20 protein-coding genes, 3 tRNA genes and 2 pseudogenes are annotated in these 17,374 nt (G+C 49.5%); 8 read left to right on the forward strand and 17 right to left on the reverse strand.

All coding sequences use genetic code 11. From position 1 onward, the window contains the following. Positions 1 to 196 precede the first annotated feature (196 nt). Both D5398_RS01980 and mdtG read left to right on the forward strand, forming a co-directional pair. A complete protein-coding gene (locus D5398_RS01980; RefSeq protein ID WP_120506118.1) occupies positions 197 to 631 on the forward strand; it encodes a DoxX family protein in 435 nt (144 codons plus the stop codon). Between the two features lie 284 nt (positions 632 to 915). Next, positions 916 to 2,154: a multidrug efflux MFS transporter MdtG gene (gene mdtG, locus D5398_RS01985; RefSeq protein WP_120506119.1), complete on the forward strand. Its 1,239-nt coding sequence runs from the start codon at positions 916 to 918 to the stop codon at positions 2,152 to 2,154. 42 nt (positions 2,155 to 2,196) lie between these two features. On the opposite strand, the gene D5398_RS01990 is transcribed toward mdtG, so the two are convergent. Continuing rightward, positions 2,197 to 2,595: a VOC family protein gene (locus D5398_RS01990; RefSeq protein WP_120506120.1), complete on the reverse strand. Its 399-nt coding sequence runs from the start codon at positions 2,593 to 2,595 to the stop codon at positions 2,197 to 2,199. Positions 2,596 to 2,808: 213 nt separating this feature from the next. Here D5398_RS01990 and D5398_RS01995 point away from each other — a divergent pair, with 213 nt between their 5' ends. Continuing rightward, positions 2,809 to 3,216 carry a MysB family protein gene (locus D5398_RS01995; RefSeq protein WP_120506121.1) on the forward strand — a complete coding sequence of 136 codons (408 nt, stop codon included), beginning with the start codon at positions 2,809 to 2,811 and terminating at the stop codon, positions 3,214 to 3,216. A gap of 9 nt (positions 3,217 to 3,225) precedes the next feature. Here the strand turns inward: D5398_RS01995 and D5398_RS02000 are convergent, their stop codons facing one another. From D5398_RS02000 to D5398_RS02010, 3 genes are all read right to left on the reverse strand, one after another. After that, positions 3,226 to 3,471 (reverse strand): YceK/YidQ family lipoprotein, encoded by a 246-nt coding sequence (locus D5398_RS02000; protein ID WP_120134622.1) that lies wholly within the window; start codon positions 3,469 to 3,471, stop codon positions 3,226 to 3,228. A gap of 203 nt (positions 3,472 to 3,674) precedes the next feature. Next, on the reverse strand, positions 3,675 to 6,257 hold the full coding sequence (gene mdoH / locus D5398_RS02005; RefSeq protein ID WP_120506122.1) for a glucans biosynthesis glucosyltransferase MdoH: 2,583 nt from the start codon (positions 6,255 to 6,257) through the stop codon (positions 3,675 to 3,677). Then, positions 6,250 to 7,785, reverse strand: a complete 1,536-nt coding sequence (locus D5398_RS02010) for a glucan biosynthesis protein G (RefSeq protein ID WP_120134653.1) — start codon at positions 7,783 to 7,785, stop codon at positions 6,250 to 6,252. Before D5398_RS02010 ends, mdoH begins: the two co-directional genes overlap by 8 nt. Before the next feature lie 332 nt (positions 7,786 to 8,117). On the opposite strand from D5398_RS02010, the gene mdoC reads away from it, so the two are divergent. After that, entirely contained in the window at positions 8,118 to 9,302 is a 1,185-nt protein-coding gene (gene mdoC, locus D5398_RS02015; protein ID WP_120506123.1) for a glucans biosynthesis protein MdoC, read from the forward strand. Positions 9,303 to 9,390: 88 nt separating this feature from the next. Here the strand turns inward: mdoC and D5398_RS25575 are convergent. Then, positions 9,391 to 9,510: pseudogene (locus tag D5398_RS25575) on the reverse strand (HlyD family secretion protein); the annotation flags it as partial. A 20-nt stretch (positions 9,511 to 9,530) separates the two neighbouring features. Here D5398_RS25575 and D5398_RS02025 point away from each other — a divergent pair. Then, positions 9,531 to 10,163 (forward strand): annotated as a pseudogene (locus D5398_RS02025) (IS3 family transposase); the annotation flags it as partial. A gap of 44 nt (positions 10,164 to 10,207) precedes the next feature. Here the strand turns inward: D5398_RS02025 and D5398_RS02030 are convergent. The 3 genes from D5398_RS02030 to D5398_RS25755 all read right to left on the reverse strand — a co-directional run bounded on the left by D5398_RS02030 (position 10,208) and on the right by D5398_RS25755 (position 11,604). Then, positions 10,208 to 10,492 carry a hypothetical protein gene (locus tag D5398_RS02030; protein WP_244216700.1) on the reverse strand — a complete coding sequence of 95 codons (285 nt, stop codon included), beginning with the start codon at positions 10,490 to 10,492 and terminating at the stop codon, positions 10,208 to 10,210. Between the two features lie 366 nt (positions 10,493 to 10,858). Then, positions 10,859 to 11,221 (reverse strand): DUF2502 domain-containing protein, encoded by a 363-nt coding sequence (locus tag D5398_RS02035; RefSeq protein ID WP_120506124.1) that lies wholly within the window; start codon positions 11,219 to 11,221, stop codon positions 10,859 to 10,861. A gap of 251 nt (positions 11,222 to 11,472) precedes the next feature. Next, positions 11,473 to 11,604 (reverse strand): hypothetical protein, encoded by a 132-nt coding sequence (locus tag D5398_RS25755; RefSeq protein ID WP_279634995.1) that lies wholly within the window; start codon positions 11,602 to 11,604, stop codon positions 11,473 to 11,475. Positions 11,605 to 11,814: 210 nt separating this feature from the next. Between D5398_RS25755 and D5398_RS02040 the strand changes: the two genes are divergently transcribed. Continuing rightward, a complete protein-coding gene (locus D5398_RS02040) occupies positions 11,815 to 12,027 on the forward strand; it encodes a YccJ family protein (RefSeq protein ID WP_095921306.1) in 213 nt (70 codons plus the stop codon). An 88-nt stretch (positions 12,028 to 12,115) separates the two neighbouring features. Here the strand turns inward: D5398_RS02040 and D5398_RS02045 are convergent, their stop codons facing one another. From D5398_RS02045 to D5398_RS02055, 3 genes are all read right to left on the reverse strand, one after another. Then, complete coding sequence (locus D5398_RS02045; RefSeq protein WP_120506125.1) at positions 12,116 to 12,376, reverse strand: hypothetical protein; 261 nt, start codon at positions 12,374 to 12,376, stop codon at positions 12,116 to 12,118. 51 nt (positions 12,377 to 12,427) lie between these two features. Next, positions 12,428 to 12,703 carry a hypothetical protein gene (locus tag D5398_RS02050; protein WP_120506126.1) on the reverse strand — a complete coding sequence of 92 codons (276 nt, stop codon included), beginning with the start codon at positions 12,701 to 12,703 and terminating at the stop codon, positions 12,428 to 12,430. Positions 12,704 to 12,831: 128 nt separating this feature from the next. Next, positions 12,832 to 13,341: a YlaC family protein gene (locus D5398_RS02055; RefSeq protein ID WP_120506127.1), complete on the reverse strand. Its 510-nt coding sequence runs from the start codon at positions 13,339 to 13,341 to the stop codon at positions 12,832 to 12,834. A gap of 177 nt (positions 13,342 to 13,518) precedes the next feature. On the opposite strand from D5398_RS02055, the gene D5398_RS02060 reads away from it, so the two are divergent. Then, entirely contained in the window at positions 13,519 to 13,995 is a 477-nt protein-coding gene (locus tag D5398_RS02060) for a GyrI-like domain-containing protein (protein WP_120506128.1), read from the forward strand. Between the two features lie 4 nt (positions 13,996 to 13,999). Here the strand turns inward: D5398_RS02060 and deoR are convergent, their stop codons facing one another. Both deoR and D5398_RS02070 read right to left on the reverse strand, forming a co-directional pair. Beyond that, on the reverse strand, positions 14,000 to 14,764 hold the full coding sequence (gene deoR / locus D5398_RS02065; protein ID WP_120506129.1) for a DNA-binding transcriptional repressor DeoR: 765 nt from the start codon (positions 14,762 to 14,764) through the stop codon (positions 14,000 to 14,002). An 85-nt stretch (positions 14,765 to 14,849) separates the two neighbouring features. Further along, entirely contained in the window at positions 14,850 to 15,509 is a 660-nt protein-coding gene (locus D5398_RS02070; protein WP_120506130.1) for a metallophosphoesterase, read from the reverse strand. A 246-nt stretch (positions 15,510 to 15,755) separates the two neighbouring features. On the opposite strand from D5398_RS02070, the gene D5398_RS02075 reads away from it, so the two are divergent. Beyond that, positions 15,756 to 16,022: a hypothetical protein gene (locus D5398_RS02075; RefSeq protein WP_120134609.1), complete on the forward strand. Its 267-nt coding sequence runs from the start codon at positions 15,756 to 15,758 to the stop codon at positions 16,020 to 16,022. A gap of 310 nt (positions 16,023 to 16,332) precedes the next feature. On the opposite strand, the gene D5398_RS02080 is transcribed toward D5398_RS02075, so the two are convergent. From D5398_RS02080 to pgsA, 4 genes are all read right to left on the reverse strand, one after another. Beyond that, positions 16,333 to 16,418 (reverse strand) — tRNA-Leu (locus tag D5398_RS02080). Between the two features lie 11 nt (positions 16,419 to 16,429). After that, positions 16,430 to 16,503 (reverse strand) — tRNA-Cys (locus D5398_RS02085). A 58-nt stretch (positions 16,504 to 16,561) separates the two neighbouring features. Continuing rightward, a tRNA-Gly gene (locus tag D5398_RS02090) sits at positions 16,562 to 16,637 on the reverse strand. A gap of 148 nt (positions 16,638 to 16,785) precedes the next feature. Then, positions 16,786 to 17,334, reverse strand: coding sequence for a CDP-diacylglycerol--glycerol-3-phosphate 3-phosphatidyltransferase (gene pgsA / locus D5398_RS02095; RefSeq protein WP_120134608.1), 549 nt, complete (start codon positions 17,332 to 17,334; stop codon positions 16,786 to 16,788). Positions 17,335 to 17,374: the final 40 nt, after the last annotated feature.

A 17,374-nucleotide genomic window follows, 5' to 3' on the forward strand; every position in this document is an offset into this window, starting at 1 on the left:
AGGCTCAGGCTCAACCGGTTTTTTGATTTGCTTCGACAATTTTTTTGAAAAACTTCTTCAAAGTTATCAGATTTTATCCTGCGCCGTTTAGGCCAATACTCTCAACATAATTTCTCCACGTGATAACTCCCCTGATTTTGGAGCCGCGTGACCTGCTGCCTGCACCTGGGCATGTTACCTTCAAAAGGAACACGTTATGTTGGCTAAACTGAACGCTTCTTTCACCCGCGCCGTAGATCATCAGGATTTCGGTAAACTGCTGTTACGTCTGACTTTTGGTATTCTGATCTTATTCCACGGCGTCGCGAAAATGGAAAACGGCGTTGGCTGGATTGCCCAAATGCTACAGGCAGACGGCCTGCCTGCTTTCATCGCCTACGGCGCGTACATAGGGGAAGTGATTGCACCGGTTCTGATTATTTTGGGTATCTTCACCCGTCCTGCTGCGCTGGTGATGGCTTTCAATATTTTAGTCGCTGTCTTCCTGGTCGTTGCCGGTAAGTTCTTCACCACTACAGAAGTCGGTGCCTGGGGTCTGGAAGGTGAAGCAATGTATTTCTTCGGCGGTCTGGTGATCATGTTCCTGGGCAGTGGTCGTTACTCTGTCATGAAAAACGACGCCCTGCGTTAATCGTTGCCTTTTTGCATCATATTGGTCGGTAATTAAATCTGTGTCTGTCGCGGTCAGCTTCGCTGCTGACCGTTTTTTTAAGTTTTTTTTCACTTCGTTTGACCTTCTTCACCCACTGATTTTTTTAAACCTGTATTTTAGTTATTCCTGTTACAGTTCATTAACATCATTGAAGTGAATGATAATTAGGCGCATAATTATCATGCCAATTGATTGTTACTTGTGCTCTGCCTTGTTTCCGTCTGTCATTCCAGAGCTAACCTGACTTCTTTTTTCGGTATTTTATGACTCCGGCCTCTGAACCTGAAATCGCACCAGACCCTATAAACTGGAAACGTAATCTGTATGTCGCCTGGATTGGTTGCTTCCTGACCGGTGCCGCATTCAGTCTGATCATGCCTTTCCTGCCCCTGTACATAGAAACCCTCGGCGTTACCGGCCATGAATCCCTGAACATGTGGTCGGGGCTGGTTTTCAGTATTACCTTCCTGTTTTCCGCTATCGCTTCGCCTTTCTGGGGCGGACTCGCCGACCGAAAAGGCCGTAAAATCATGCTGCTGCGTTCCGCGCTGGGCATGGCTATTGTCATGGCGCTGATGGGCTTTGCGCAAAACATCTGGCAGTTTCTGATATTGCGCGCATTACTCGGGCTGCTTGGTGGATTCGTCCCAAATGCCAACGCGCTGATCGCCACACAAATTCCGCGTAATAAAAGCGGCTGGGCACTGGGCACGCTGTCTACCGGCGCGGTCAGTGGCGCACTGATTGGTCCGCTGGTCGGAGGGTTGCTCGCCGACAGTTACGGTTTGCGTCCGGTGTTCTTCATCACCGCCTGCGTATTATTCCTGTGTTTTCTGATGACGCTGTATTTCATCCGCGAACAGTTCGTGCCGGTGAATAAGAAAGACATGCTCAACCGTAAACAAGTTTTCGCTTCGCTGAAAAATCCCAAACTGGTGTTATGTCTGTTTGTCACTACCCTGATTATTCAGATTGCGACGGGCTCAATTGCGCCGATCCTGACGTTGTATGTCCGTGAACTCGCCGGCAATACACAAAATCTGGCCTTCATAAGCGGGATGATTGCTTCTGTGCCGGGCGTGGCCGCGCTGATGAGTGCTCCCCGTCTGGGTAAACTCGGCGACCGGATCGGGCCGGAGCGAATTCTGGTGGCGATGCTGGCGCTGTCAGTACTGCTGCTGATCCCCATGGCTTTTGTCCAGACACCATTACAATTAGGTATTTTGCGCTTCATGCTGGGTGCCTGCGATGGCGCATTGCTTCCCGCCGTACAGACCCTGCTGATTTATAACTGCACTAATCAGGTTGCCGGACGCGTGTTCAGCTATAACCAGTCTTTCCGCGATGTGGGCAATGTCACCGGCCCACTGCTGGGTGCCGCAGTTTCGGCCAGTTACGGCTTCCGAACGGTATTTTTCGTCACCGCGATGGTGGTGCTGTTCAACGCAGGATATTCGTACTGGTGTCTGCAACGCCGGCCTAAGCAGGCTATGGCCGACTAGCCCCCTGACAAGGCGTCGCAGGACTTGTACTGACGGTTGCTCCTAGGCGGTCCAGTCGCGCAGCGCCAGTACCACGCGATAACCATCAATATCCTCAAAGGTTTTACCGCATTCATCCCAGTAAGGATTAAACGAAGCCACGGCGATAAAGCCCGCTTCTGACATCCGCCTGCACTGACTCTGCCATTCCCCGTCATCCGGGATATAGAACACCAGAAGATTGTCCTGCGTCGGTGCCCGCCCGACAAAAGTGCCGTGGTGATGGGTAAATTCCAGATGGTAATGATGATGTGGATGTCCCACCAGCACGCCATCAAAACCCTGATGATCGCTAAAACTGCCGATCTCTTCGAAGCCCAACCCTTCACAATACATCCGCGCTAACAGCTCAAGATTATCCGTCGGGCGCGCCACCCGCATAACAGCATGTCGTGAAACCATTTTATCCCCTGCTCCTTTTATCCGATGAAAGTCACCAGCAAGAAAATGAGAATAGCAGAAAAAAATACGACTGATTTAGTCTGAAAACTTGCATCCTGTCAGTTATCGACAACAATCATTTAATCAGGTTTTTCACTGTCAGATGGTCGTTACTTATTCATTAATAACGCTATTTGCTTAACCCCTATTTCCCTTTCACCTCAGGAGACAACAATGAGCATGTACGCAACGCTTGAAGAAGCTATTGATGCCGCCCGCGAAGAATTTCTCGAAGCCGCGCAAGACAGGATCCAGGGCGACGAAGAGCCCGTTCCGGATCAGTTCAACCTGCAAAAATACATCATGCAGGATGGCGATATCATGTGGCAGGCAGAGTTTCTTACCGGTGAAGGCGAAGCTATCGACGCGCTGACTTTCCGCAGCGGTGCAGCCGCGCAGGCCATCTTTGACCAAGACTATGATCAGATAGAACTCGAAGAAGAGTGGGATGACGAAGCCACGTTATACGAATGGGATGAAGGCGAATTCCAGCACGAGCCGCAGCTTGATACCGAAGAAGGTGAAGCCGCAGCCGAAGAATGGGATGATGAAGACGACTATCCGGGACGGGATATCGACTAAGGCCGCAGATTATTCGTAAGGCCCGTGACGCGCATCGATCGGCAGCATGAAAGTGTCGACAATCATTGATAAAGGCACGTCAATGACGGTGACATAACGCCACGGGCTATCACGTAAATCCCACTGCACGCCGGGATAATACTGGTTACCATGTCCCTGCCCCGGCACGGTACGGCTGATGATACTCCCGCATCCGGCCAGCAGAAAAGTCAGTACTGCCAGCACACATCCACGAAAAACAACCCGATTAATCACTCACACTACCTGTCGAATCAAATAAAAGAAGCCCGCTCTTCAGCGCTGAATTGCGCTGTCAGCTTAGCACGCACGCGGTCGTCCCCATGTCAGGGGAAGGTAAAATTTACTACGTTAATGATTAAAGAGCACCTGTCTTCTCGTCTAAAGAAAACGGGCAGTATGTTTGCACATACTGCCCGTTTTTAGCCTTGCACTGTCAGTCAGGCAGGTTTTACTTCCAGCGTCTGAGTGGCAGGGAATGCCTGCACATTACGCGGCAGCTGGTTGTAGTAAGCACCCCATGCCTGCTGATCCGGTTGCGTCCACACCGCAGAGTGCAAACGTGCCATCAGGACCGGATCACTGAGCAGAATCAGACGATCTGCTTTGCCCAGATCCTTCGGACCGGTTTTCAGCGCATGTTCAAGATGCGCACGACGACCGTTTTCAACGGCATCGCGCAACAGGTGACGGGACGTTGCCATCGCCGTTGCCAGTGCGTTGAAGCCCGGATCAAATACCGCGTGCATGAAACCATTTTGCAGCTTACGTTCGCGGTTAAGCGTCAGGTATTCTTCCGTCGCCACCAGTTCACGCGGAGGATTGTACTCTTCCGGTATCAGGAACAGCTTGGCCCGCTTACTCTTAATCCCGAGCGTTGCCCGGCTCGACAGCACCGAAACAATTGGCGACAGGATCAGGGAGAAGACGATTGGCGCCAGCCACCACAGGAAACGCAAGTCCAGCCATGCCATACCGGCAGCCCAGACCGCCCCCAGCAACAGCTGAGATCCGTGACGTTTGAAGGCTTCGCCCCACGGCGTGTCATCATCATCACGTTGCGGTGAGTTCCAGACCACTTCCCAGCCCAGGAATGCGCTGACCACAAAAACGGTGTGGAACAGCATGCGTACCGGTGCCAGTAAGACGGAGAACAGCATCTCAAGGAACATCGAAACCAGCAGACGGAATGCACCGCCAAACTCTTTCGCGCCTTTCGCCCAAATCAGCACGATACTCAGCAGCTTGGGCAGGAACAGCAAGACCATGGTGGTCGAGAACAGGGCTATTGCCAGCTCAGGACGCCACTGTGGCCACACCGGGAACAACTGTCGCGGTTGCAGGAAGTACTGCGGTTCCATCAGCGTATGAACGACCTGCAATGCCGTAGACAGTGCGAGGAACGTAAACCACAGCGGAGCCGAAAGATAAGACATTACGCCCGTCAGGAACACCGCACGGTGAACCGGGTGCATACCTTTTACCAGGAACAGGCGGAAGTTCATCAGGTTACCGTGACACCACCGGCGGTCGCGTTTCAGCTCGTCCAGCAGGTTCGGTGGCAACTCTTCATAACTGCCCGGCAGATCATAAGCAATCCACACACCCCAGCCTGCACGACGCATCAGCGCAGCTTCCACAAAGTCGTGAGACATGATGGAACCAGCGAATGAACCTTCACCTGGCAATGGTGCCAGCGCACAGTGTTCGATGAACGGCTTCACGCGGATAATCGCGTTGTGGCCCCAGTAGTGAGATTCACCCAGCTGCCAGAAGTGCAGACCAGCGGTAAACAGCGGACCGTAAACACGGGTCGCAAACTGCTGGCAACGCGCATACAGCGTATCCATGCCTGACGCTTTTGGCGCGGACTGAATAATACCGGCGTTCGGGTTGGCATCCATCAGACGCGCAAGACCGGTCAGACATTCACCACTCATCACGCTGTCGGCATCGAGAATAACCATATAGGCATATTCCCCGCCCCAGCGACGGCACCAGTCATCGATGTTTCCGCTTTTACGCTTCACACGACGGCGGCGACGACGATAGAAGATACGGCCATGACCTTCGACGTCGCGGCAGACTTCCATCCAGGCTTTTTGTTCCGCAACGCAGATATCCGGATCATAACTGTCGCTCAGGACATAGATATCAAACTGATCCAGATCGCCGGTGGCTTTAACAGATTCATACGTTGCACGAAGACCCGCGAAAACGCGCTCCACGTCTTCGTTACAAATCGGCATGATCAACGCAGTACGGTTATTCGGATTCAGCGGCTCATTGCCTTTGGTCGACGCCGTTATGCTGTATTTGTCACGGCCGATGAGCAATTGTAAAAAGCCCATCAAAGCGGTCCAGAAACCGGCCGAAACCCAGCAGAACAAGATGGCGAACAGCACCAGAATACCGGTCTGTAAGACGTAAGGCAGTAACTGAAGAACCGACTGTTGCCAGTCCTGGTTGATCATATCGCTTGGGTCGATGAGCGCCCAGCCCTGATAAGGCAGGATGGTTTTCATGTACCAGGTGGCGATCGCCGTTTGCACCAGCATCAGAATAAGCAGGATGTAACGACGAACAGAACCGGCATGACGCCAGCGCTTCTCGGACTCAGGCATTTCTGAGGCGCGGTGGCGGGAAGCCGCACTGCGCCCCATCAGATTGTCCCAAAAACGTCCGACCGGGTTAGTGCGCCAGACATCAGGGAACATGCTGGAACGTTTAACCGGCGGCATGGCACTGGCGATAGTACGGCCTTCATTATCGACTTCGTCCAGAGTGCCCTTCTCTTGGGCATCCGGCCAGCTTGCGCTGACGCGGGCTTTCACTGATACCAGAGGGGCATCAGGATCGGCAGCATCAGCGGTGGCCGACACATCACCGCCTAAGCGGTGATGGACGGTTGCAAAAGCCTGCTCTTCAGCAACGGGAAGCTGCTGAGTGAGCGCCGCTTTCTGTTCTTCAGTAAGCGGCAAAGCTTCTACATAATCTTGAGTAGAGTGCGTTGACTTATTCATTTGCAGGCAGCTGATAGCTCCAGGTTTCACTCAGAGTTTTGTCGCCATTGGCCAGAGAAGCGCGCATTTCGATCGCTTTCTTCGGATCCTTCACTTTCAGACGCAGCGTCAGACGCCAGCCTTTAGTCACAGGATTATAGCGGACGGAGTTTTCAACCAGATCACCGTTGTCGCCAACGCTGACCTGAGACGCCACCGGAGTGTCGCTCTTCAGTGCTTTCAGGTTCGGACCCACGAAGTCAACCAGGAAGGCAACGCTGCCGTCCGGCTCACGGATCAGGTTCGACTGTTTCACATCACCGGTAGAACGCATAGTCCGTTCAACCCATGCCAGATCAGGAGAATGTAACTTCTCTTCTTCACGGGTGAAGTGTAAACGATAGTTCAGACTCAGCGGTTTGCCCGCATCCGGCAACTGATCCGGCGTCCAGAAAGCAACAATGTTGTCGTTGGTTTCGTCAGCAGTCGGAATTTCTACCAGCTCAACTTTCCCTTTACCCCAGTCGCCTTTGGTCTCAACCCAACCGCTCGGACGCAAGTCGTAACGATCGTCCAAATCTTCAAAGTTGGAGAAGCTGCGACCACGTTGCAGCAGACCGAAGCCTTTCGGGTTTTCCATTGAGAACTGGCTAACCGCAAGGTGTTTCGGATTATTCAGCGGACGCCAGATCCATTCACCGTTACCGGCGTGAATCGACAGACCATTGGAATCATGCAGCGCCGGACGATAGTTCAGGACCGGTGAAGGCTGATTCGCGCCAAACAGGAACATGCTGGTTAATGGTGCCACACCCAGTTTGCCCACTTTGTCGCGCAGATAAACCTGAGACTGCACATCCACCGTGGCTTCTTTGCCCGGATAAACGTCCAGACGATAAGCACCGGTTGCACGTGGAGAATCCAGCAATGCGTAAATGACTAAGTGTTTTTCATCAGGATTTGGACGCTCGATCCAGAATTCGCGAAAACGCGGGAATTCTTCGCCTGAAGCCAGTGCTGTGTCGATCGCCAGACCACGTGCAGACAAGCCATAAACCTGACCTTTACCGATGACGCGGAAGTAGCTGGCACCCAGCACACTCATAATCTCGTCATCTTTGTCAGCTTTATTGATTGGATAAAGCACTTTGAAACCAGCAAAGCCGAGGTTTTTCACTGAGTCAGCGTCATGTTTGACGTTGCCAAAGTTGAAATAGTCCGGGCTGTATTTGATTTCTTTGACCGAGTTCGCCGTCACTTCATTGATTTTGACCGGCGTATCGAAGTACATACCCTGATGATAAAACTCAAGCTTGAAAGGCGTATTCAGGTTTTTCCAGTACGCTTTATCATGATTGAATTGAATTTGTTGGTAATCTGCGAATTTGAGATCGCGGAACTGAGACGGAAGATTGCTTTTCGGCGCTTCGTAACCTTTATCGGCTAAAGCCTTCGCTTGTTTTGCAACATCATCTATAGAAAAAGCCCAGGCAGATGAGGTGAACATGGTCATCAACACTGCGGCACTTAGCAAACGGACTTTGATCATACGTGACCCTATGGAAAAATTTTTATCCGACACCTTGTCTCCTTTTACGCGCGCTTAACTCGTTTACTGTAACTATTTTAAGGGAAGTGTCAGGTTTCCGACAACTTGAGCAGTCGATGGTTCAGCCATTGATGAACCGTTTAAGCGCAACAGGGTACAAGGATATCAATTCGTTGAAACTCCGGCTATGGAAACTTGTCTTATAACAAGGCATGTTTTAAGGTCAGAAACTAAACTTGTGTCAACAACCGTCATTTTTGGTTACCCGAAGAATTAACCCAAACACAAATTACGCTCTAAAATTAGGATGAGCTCTCTACAACGGATACGTAATGAAAGAACAGAAACCACAACGTGAGTTCTTCTTAGACTCCATCCGCGCATATTTGATGCTGCTGGGTATTCCTTTCCATATATCATTGATTTACTCCAGTCATATCTGGGCGGTAAACAGTGCAATACCCTCTCACGGCCTGACAATATTCAATGATGTCATTCACGCATTCCGGATGCAGGTGTTCTTTGTCATCTCCGGATATTTTTCTTATATGCTGTATGAGCGCTACAATCCTCAGCAATGGCTGAAGGTGCGCCTGGAGCGCGTCGCCATCCCACTGGCCGCGGCCTTCCCGCTCATCACCATTCCGCAGTTGTATTTCCTGATGAAATTTACCGATAAATTCTCCGGCTGGGACAGCATGGGCTTTTATCAAAAGATTAATACCACCGTCTGGGAACTGGTCTCCCATTTATGGTTCCTTTTAACGTTGGTTATTCTTACCAGTATTTGTTTCTACCTCTTCAAATTTATTAAAGAAATTAAGACTAGTCGCATTCAAATTATTAAAAGACGGACAAACAGCTTAGGAAAACTCTCAATTATATTTTTATTCATCGGATTAATTTACGCGGCATTTAATAGAAGCCTGTATCTTTTTGCGCCTGATTTACTTTCCAACGGTGCTTTTAATTTCATCGTTATGCAGACGTTGTTTTATCTGCCATTTTTCATCATCGGCGCGTTTGCTTATAAATTCTCCTGGTTGAAAGAGTTGTTCCTGAAACCATCAGCAACGGCCGGGGTGGTCAGCATCTTCCTGTTCGTGGCTTACATGTTCAATCAGCATGTTAATACCCCGCAACTGTATTCGATGGAAATCGATGCCATCATCACGACCCTGCTGGGCATTCTGATGGTTAACGTGGTGTTCTCGTTCAGCCACTACCTGCTGAATTTCCAGGCGCCGTGGATAACCTATCTGGTGAATTCATCACTGTTTATCTATCTGATCCACCACCCGTTAACGCTGATTTACGGTGCTTTCATTACACCTAAAATTCAAAGTGACTGGCTGGGCTTCTTCCTGGGACTGGTGTTTGTTTTCGGTATCGCGTTCTTCCTCTATGAGATCCACAAACGCATTCCCATCCTGCGTTTCCTGTTCTCGGGTAAACCGCAGCATCCGGCAAAAAAAAGCTCTTCTGAGCCGACTCCACCTCAAAATCAGGCATCCTGATCCCTTTAGCGGACTGATGTGAGGACAGATAGAAAAGGCGGCCCTGCTGATGCAAGGTCGCCTTTTTAGTCTCTGAAGCAGACCTATATCAGCGAGATGTCTGAATCGACGGGATCACTGATATCCCGACTTTCAGACGATTTGCATCCGGCTGATGGGCATCCAGCACAATTTTCACTGCCAGGCGCTGTACAACTTTGGTGTAATTTCACGTCACCAGAACAGGCGTTGCATGTTGGCCGGGATCGCCTGTTCGAGATACTGCGTTGCTCACGGTTACTGGTAATGCCTAAACGTGCCTATCATAAAACGACAAACAGCCATCATCGCTTTTACCGTCACCCTAATTTATTGAAGTCAGGAGTAAATCAGATTATTGCCTGCCATCCGGAACAGGTATGGGTCACGGATATCACTTATCTTCCGCTGCGTCAGGGAACGGTGTATGTGAGTCTGGTCACTGACGCCTGGCCGAGAAAAATAGTGGGATATCATGTGCATGAAAGACTGCATACCCGGAATGTGGCCGCCGCGCTCAAAATGGCTCTGATGAGCAGACGCACAGCATCTGTCCTGATACATCACTCAGACCGGGGCATACAGTACTGCTCAACTGAATATCAGGCGCTGCATGAACGACACGGCGTTATCTGCTCGATGACGGACGGATATGACTGCTATCAGAATGCGCTGGCGGAGCGGGTAAACGGGATATTGAAAATGGAGTATCTGCTCACCAGGCCAGAAAATATCAAGCAGGCAAGAAAGATGGTCAGGGAGTCGGTGGAAATCTACAACACCCAGCGACCCCATCTATCATTAAAATATAAAACGCCCAATGAAGTTCATCAGGCGTTTTAAGGCTGAAAAGAGTCAACCTATATCAGGACTAGTCAGAGAAAACATTACTTCGTATTTATCACACCCATCGACTGTGCCCACTCACTGATATGATTCCGATAAAAGAATGTGATATCCAGTTCCAGAGAGCTTTCTTTCGACGGCGTTACTGTGCCTAAACATGGATATTCCTGTGGTCGGTATTCAAAGAGAAAATCATCCATTTCCTCATCGGTCAGCAGTTGATCGCCCTCGATATTATCCTGAAAAAAATAGGCGTTCAGCATCCAGACCCGGTACTCATAATCGTTTTTAATCAAGTGCATAGGGATAATCTCGGTAAAAGACATGTTACGTACCTGAAAAATTTCTCCCTAAGTACAGCTATGACATCAGGTACGCGTCGCGTTCGAGCCATCCATTGCTGATTTCATATAACAAGAAATTAACATACCAATGATCTTTAGCAAGCAGCAATTACTCTGAAAATTTCATCTTATGTACGTTCAGTCATTGGCAGGGGGGGTGTTTGAATTAAATATAATTTAAGCAGATACATTTCGCTTTTGTTATTTGTAACGTGATTAATTCAGGGAAAGGTATTTCAAAAAAAAAGAAGAATTGAGAGGAACAGAACTGACATTGGGGATGCCTTCGCATCGCCACCGCCAACCCTGTTCCCAAAATCTGTTTTACTGCTTTTAACCTGCTCTCTGCTACCAGCGACCTGGCGGAGGACCTTCACGCCAGTGTCCCGGAGGCCCGTCACGCCAGTGCCCCGGAGGGCCATCATGCCAGTAACCTGGAGGCGGACCTTCGCGCCAGTGCTCGTGATGCCAGTAACGCGGCGGCGGCGGCGCTGGCTCGTAATACACCCAGTGACCACGGCCTTCATCACGATAGTGATTATCCCACCAACCTGGCGGACGCCAGTCACCACCATCCCAGTAGTACCCGCGGTTGTCACGATCGCCGATATGCAATGACAGGCCAGGCATATTAACTCCGAGCTCGACGTTTGCCTGTGCGATAGCTGGCAAAGTTAGCAAAACGGCGAGAACTAAAATCAATTTTTTCATTGTGAACCTCACGACCTGCGTATCAGGTGGTGACAAAGTACCGCCAGCTATCTTCCTGTTCTATAGGAATTTATCCCAAAAAAAATGCCTTAACGCTACCCTTACATTTGCGTCAGAGCCCCCTTGCGGACAACCTGCTGCAACGCTATGTCAGCAAAGGAAATTCAGCGAAAAATCGCGAAAGAGAAATAAATGACAGATACAAAAAAACCGCCGAAGCGGTTCTTTGTTTGCTGCAAAGTTGTACAAAATCAGATTTTGCAGCCTTCACAGTCATTTTCGTCCTGAACGGCTTCAGGCACTTCCGCTGCTTTTTCAGCCGCTTTAACTTCAGCGGTTTCCAGTGCAGCATCAATGTCAAAATCAAAAATATCGTCGCTCATTCTCTTCACCTTAATTATTCGAAATCAGCCTAAGTATAACGATCCGCCTCAGGAGATGCCGGTTTTTTTGTGCCCTGAAGTGGCTTTGACGGACACGGAAACGTCGCAAAAACCCGCAGGATTTGCATAAAGTACTTTCGGAAACCATAGTTATAGTGAATATCACGGTGTCACGGAGACACTTTTTGCTGAAAATACGAGGAGAACCGGATGACGACGTCAAATATCAAAGCCTGGGCAAATACCCGTGAAACTTCTCACGAAATCGCTGAGGCTATTTTCGAACTGGCTAAAAACGATGAGAAACTGGCGCAGAAAATTTGGGAAGAAGGAAACGATGAGGTTCTGCCCATCGCCTTCGCAAAAACCAAAGACGACTATCTGTTCTGGGGCGAAGAGAAAATCGACCGGAAAAACGTCTGATTACGCCGTTCTAAACCGGTAAGATATTAACCGGTAACAAGAAGCCCTGAGTGCCGCTCAGGGTTTTCGCATGTTCATCCCACAGCGTTCAGCTGTCGAATCCGAATCCCATTTTATGCGCCCACTCAAAGACCTGTTCTTTGTAGAAAAAGCGCGGTTCACACACGCCCGGCTCTCCCGGTGTCTGGATCATGACAGCCACACACGGATAAGCCACCGGGCGGGCATCAAAGATAAAGTCATCCACTTCCTGATCGGCAAACTCAGAGGTTTCGCCTACCGCACTCGCCTGGAATATCTCATCCATAATCCATTTACGGTATTCAAATTCATTGTTGATAAATTTCATCATTCACCTCTGTTCGGCTTTTACTCTACATGCGGTCAGTGCCAGAATAAATCAACCGTGTAAGGCGTCACCGCCACAGCAGGGGCACACTTCGGCGCGGGAAACGGACATCTCAGCGCTGCCGTCGCTGTCCCATTCCACTCTCAAAGGTTTACCGTTATCGCGTTCAGCGTTAATGAAGCGATCAAAATGCGTCGCCTGCCCGGTCATTGTTTCAGTCAGCAACAATTCATCGCCAGCATAAATGCGTGCGGTGGCCTGAGCATCTTGTTTTTCACCCGAAATGATTTTGTGCAGATGATGAATAGTGAGTTTGATTCGTTCCACGGTCGCTCCTGTCACGGCTCAACATCACTTTCGCTTGTGATATTGATTCACGAAAATGATATCCAGCCGCTATTTTATCAGAGCAGGCAGGGTAACGTCATGGCCTGTGGCCATGTTTACATGCGGAATTAATGAGCTAACTGTGCGGTACCGGTGGGATCTGGCAAATGTTGTTGTTCAAGACGCGCCAGATCGTACACATCGTAAAAATCGACAAAACCTTTATGAATGACAATCGACTCAATACGATTTTTTATACGGGCGCTTACGCTGCCAGCGCTGAGGATTTGTTGCACGGCATCCGCAGATAATTCGCGGCTGAAATACCATTCACCGTTGTAGCAGACACGTAAATCCAGCACGCCGATATCTTCATAGCGATACACTGGTTTGATTTCCAGCAGCAACATCGCCGACATAAACACCAGAAACGCAGTAAATCCGATAAACCAGCCGATACCCATATAAGGCGAAACATACATCACGATGCCCACAGCGATATACCCCACCAGCATCGCCAGACACAACCAAGGGTGATTCACAAAGAATTCTGCGTTGATCCGTGGTTTCCCGTCGCGCCCTTCCTGATGGTTGATACGATCAATTTCACTGTTTAATACATTTTTGATTACGTCCATCTCATTTCCTCATTGCGTCACGACTATAATGCAATCTGATAGGTAAATTTTATCATGACAACTGTTATAGCGCGTAGAGCAGTTACCGGGAGTTAAACGGCGAACTGTTATAGTTTGGCATTTGCGTCATCCCAATAAGGAACCCACTCACTGCATGTCAGATAAAAGGAGATCATCGTGGCATTATTAATCGTAGAAAGACCGGCGAAAAAGCTGGTGAGCTACCGGGTTGTTGGCCCTTATAAAGAGTCAATCCATAACGGCTTTCAGCACCTGACAAAATGGGTCGCGCGGCATCATCAGCCGCAAAATGAATGGCTGACGTGGTTTCACGATAACCCGGACACCACACCTGCTGAGGCTTTGCGGGCCGATCCTTCGGTGTGCGTCGCGGATAACTTTATCCTTGATGATGCCGAAGGGCTGACGCTGCAAACGCTTCCCGGAGGCACTTATGCGGCGTATCACACCACGATAACAGATGAGAATTTTGAGAAAGCCTGGCGTGATTTTTACGGCCAGCTGCTCGCCAGCAGTCATTACCGGCCTGACGGTAAAGCCTGTTTTGAGCACTATCTCAGTGATGGTTCGAAAAATGGCATCTGGGAAGTAGTGCTGTATCAGTCGGTGGAGAAAATTCCGCCGATCCGCTAGAAACTTAAACCAGCAGCGGGATGTCAGACTGGTCGCAAAAATCGATAAAAGCCTGTGGTGGCTCAGCGTCGCTGACCACCACATTAAAACGGGCAAGAGGTGCGATCGCAGCCGGTCGCACCTGATCGAACTTACTGCTGTCAGCAACCAGAATGCTTTGTGCAGAACGTTCAATGGCCTGATGTTTCATGAGCAACTCATCAAAATTGAAACATGTCACTCCATGTTCAATACTCACACCGGCCGCGGAGATGAACGCTTTCGACGGACGGATAAAATCGAGTTCACTGCTGCGCCCGATGGGCGTGAAAATGCTGTTGCTGGATTTGAACGCACCTCCGCACAAAATAACCTCACAATTCGGTTTTTCCTGGAGGGCCAGAAACGTATTCAGCGAATAGCAAATCGCCGTAAATACACAATCCTCTGCAATCTTTTCAATCACATAAGGCATGGTCGTGCCGCAATCGAAAAATACGGTATCGTTATTCTGAATGAGGCTGGCAGCACGGGACGCCAGTCGCCGCTTTTCCTCTATCTGACGCATTTTCTGCTCACTGACAAAATAATGCGTCGCCGGGCTATTTTTGGGATCCATAACAATGTATCCGCCCAAAAGAATCACCGGGGCGGGCGCGGAATTCAGATCACGGCGGATCGTCATCTCGGAAACTTCGAGCAGCAAAGAGGCTTCTTTCAGGTGAATTTTGTCGGTTTTTTTTAAAGCCAGTAACAGACGCTGGATCCTGTCTTCACGCTTACTTTCCATGATGTTATCTCACGCCCTTACCGTTTCGCAGCCGCTCACTATACCGTTGCAGGTCACTCACCGCAAACCCGTGCAACGCCTGAATTTATTGCAACTGACGCAACGTCAGATAGCCACCAAAAACCGCACCGGTATCAATATAGAACTGATTAGCAAACTGCATCGCAGGTTCCACCGGAGTGTGGCCGAAATAGAATTCGTCAGCACCGGAAATGGTGTTGTAACGCCCGGCCAGCGCAAAGTTAACGCGATCCCGGTTCCAGATAATTTCATACCCGTCCAGCGGTTTGCCGAAGACATAATCATCAGAAATATAATCAGCGTGAGCGACCACAATATGTTTCCCCTCACGGGTAGTCAGTTCCAGCACATGTGGCAAATTATCAGCCTGGAGAATCAGTGATTTGGCTTCTTCCCGCTTGTCGCTCTCGAGTGCGTAAAACCAGTCGCCACCATTGCGCAGCCAGCGGGGAACATTTTCTTCATTTACCGCATCAATGGCCATCTGCTCATGATTGCCCCTGACGCAGGAAAACCAGGTTTCATTCATCAATCTCAGGCACCCCACGCTGTCGGTTCCGCGGTCGGCGAGATCACCGACCGAAAGCAACAAATCGCGATGCGGGTCGAAAGCCACTTTCGCCAGCTGCTCTTCAAGCAAGCTCAGACAGCCGTGCAAATCACCGACGATATAAATATGTCGGTAAACTGAACCTTCAATACGCTGGTATAAAGCTGAAGTCATACGAAATAAGGATCCCTTTAAGGAGTGGATCTTTTAAGTGTAACGCATGGAAGTGAAGTGGAAAGAGCAGAAGTGAAGGGAATACGATGATGAAAACGAAGGGGACACTTTTCCCGAGGCATCAGCGGTTTGTGGCCTCTCTACACTGAGTTGGCGCTGAAATCCACTGATAATTAAATTATCGTTAAGTAACTGACGCCTTTTTGTGCTAGACTACTGCCCGCTCTAAGTAAAACCGGAGGTTTTATGAGTTCCACAGTTGTAAGCGCTCAAGACGAGTGTCCGTTGTGCCAAAGCACGAATAAGACGTCGGTCAATATGTCGGCAAAAATTGTTACTGTGACCTGCACATCCTGTGGCCGGTACAGTATCTTCCGTAAAACAATGGAAGAGATCTCAATTGACCGTAAGAAACGCGTTGCCCTGCAGGCGTTTTTCACCAGCCAGCCTAACTACCACCTGCCTTTATCTATCAGGGCACTGAGCAACACTGAAGCACCGGGTGAATTCTGACCCTAAAAACGCCCCTCGGGGCTGTTTTAATTTCTGATTTTCTTCATTCTTTATATCCATAAACCGACATTCTGTTCAGAAAATAAAATTCTGACTGCGGCAACATGCGCGAAGGATGTTTGTGAAGAAACACTTAAGGCCCCCTCTTGAAGGTGGCCTTTTTTATTTCATCATGTTTAGGGACAGCGTGCATTCCATCAGAGTTATAGCAGCAGAAATGGCCTGAATTTCAGGCATAAAAAAACCACCCGAAGGTGGCTATAACGACATTACTACTATATTGCTTTTGATTATTCTTTGCATTTTCCCATGGTACCCGGGACGAGACTTGAACTCGTACAGCCTAAGGCCGAGGGATTTTAAATCCCTTGTGTCTACCGATTCCACCACCCGGGCTCCGGGAAAATTGGAGGCGCGTTCCGGAGTCGAACCGGACTAGGCGGATTTGCAATCCGCTACATAACCGCTTTGTTAACGCGCCTTAAATCTCACTACTTGTCTTGCACTTAAACCAATTCAATAACCAGTTTAAGAAAATTTGGAGCGGGAAACGAGACTCGAACTCGCGACCCCGACCTTGGCAAGGTCGTGCTCTACCAACTGAGCTATTCCCGCTTTAATCAGAACGTACTGATTTTTTTAACTAATCTTCTGGCCTAACACTGTCTGCCTTCCGATGCGTTGCATTCTACTGACCTGACGGATTGAGTCAATAAAATTATCAGCTTCATGCGATCGTTTGACGTTTTTTACGTCAGTTTGATCAGGGTTCCAGCAAATCGTGGCGCGCAGCGTTCAGATATTGGAACATTGACCAGAAAGTCAGCACCGCAGCAATGTACAACGCGACGACACCCACCCCTACTACAATCGAATCCGGACGCCACAACAACGCGACCAGTGACAGCATTTGCGCCGTGGTTTTCACTTTGCCAATCCACGACACCGCCACGCTGCTGCGTTTACCAATTTCAGCCATCCATTCACGCAACGCTGAAATGATGATTTCACGGGCAATCATGGTTGCAGCAGGCAATGTAATCCACCAGGAGTGGAAATACTCAGCCACCAGCACCAGCGCAATAGCCACCATCACTTTGTCAGCGACAGGGTCGAGAAACGCACCAAAGCGGGTCGTCTGCTTCAGACGACGGGCAAGATAGCCATCAAACCAGTCAGTCGCGGCGGCGAAAACGAAGATCAGCGCACAAGCCAGCGGTGCCCACGGATAAGGCAGGTAGAAGGCCAGTACGAAGAACGGTATCAGTACAACGCGAAACAGGGTAAGGCACGTAGGTATATTAAATTGCATAGCGAAGGTAACTGTATGTCCGGTGTGGATATTATGAGTA

It is taken from the genome of Rahnella bruchi (assembly GCF_003614975.1).
GTDB classification, from domain to species: Bacteria; Pseudomonadota; Gammaproteobacteria; order Enterobacterales; family Enterobacteriaceae; genus Rahnella; species Rahnella bruchi.

Excerpts from the sequence above, each read along its gene's own strand:
- D5398_RS02055 (WP_120506127.1), bottom strand. The coding sequence starts at position 13,341 with ATGGACGTAATCAAAAATGTATTAAACAGTGAAATTGATCGTATCAAC.
- deoR (WP_120506129.1), bottom strand. The coding sequence starts at position 14,764 with ATGGAAAGTAAGCGTGAAGACAGGATCCAGCGTCTGTTACTGGCTTTA.
- D5398_RS02030 (WP_244216700.1), bottom strand. The coding sequence starts at position 10,492 with ATGTCTTTTACCGAGATTATCCCTATGCACTTGATTAAAAACGATTAT.
- D5398_RS02045 (WP_120506125.1), bottom strand. The coding sequence starts at position 12,376 with ATGAAATTTATCAACAATGAATTTGAATACCGTAAATGGATTATGGAT.
- D5398_RS01980 (WP_120506118.1), top strand. The coding sequence starts at position 197 with ATGTTGGCTAAACTGAACGCTTCTTTCACCCGCGCCGTAGATCATCAG.
- D5398_RS02010 (WP_120134653.1), bottom strand. The coding sequence starts at position 7,785 with ATGATCAAAGTCCGTTTGCTAAGTGCCGCAGTGTTGATGACCATGTTC.
- D5398_RS01995 (WP_120506121.1), top strand. The coding sequence starts at position 2,809 with ATGAGCATGTACGCAACGCTTGAAGAAGCTATTGATGCCGCCCGCGAA.
- D5398_RS02070 (WP_120506130.1), bottom strand. The coding sequence starts at position 15,509 with ATGACTTCAGCTTTATACCAGCGTATTGAAGGTTCAGTTTACCGACAT.
- mdoC (WP_120506123.1), top strand. The coding sequence starts at position 8,118 with ATGAAAGAACAGAAACCACAACGTGAGTTCTTCTTAGACTCCATCCGC.
- mdtG (WP_120506119.1), top strand. The coding sequence starts at position 916 with ATGACTCCGGCCTCTGAACCTGAAATCGCACCAGACCCTATAAACTGG.
- mdoH (WP_120506122.1), bottom strand. The coding sequence starts at position 6,257 with ATGAATAAGTCAACGCACTCTACTCAAGATTATGTAGAAGCTTTGCCG.
- pgsA (WP_120134608.1), bottom strand. The coding sequence starts at position 17,334 with ATGCAATTTAATATACCTACGTGCCTTACCCTGTTTCGCGTTGTACTG.
- D5398_RS01990 (WP_120506120.1), bottom strand. The coding sequence starts at position 2,595 with ATGGTTTCACGACATGCTGTTATGCGGGTGGCGCGCCCGACGGATAAT.
- D5398_RS25755 (WP_279634995.1), bottom strand. The coding sequence starts at position 11,604 with ATGAGCGACGATATTTTTGATTTTGACATTGATGCTGCACTGGAAACC.
- D5398_RS02040 (WP_095921306.1), top strand. The coding sequence starts at position 11,815 with ATGACGACGTCAAATATCAAAGCCTGGGCAAATACCCGTGAAACTTCT.
- D5398_RS02075 (WP_120134609.1), top strand. The coding sequence starts at position 15,756 with ATGAGTTCCACAGTTGTAAGCGCTCAAGACGAGTGTCCGTTGTGCCAA.
- D5398_RS02035 (WP_120506124.1), bottom strand. The coding sequence starts at position 11,221 with ATGAAAAAATTGATTTTAGTTCTCGCCGTTTTGCTAACTTTGCCAGCT.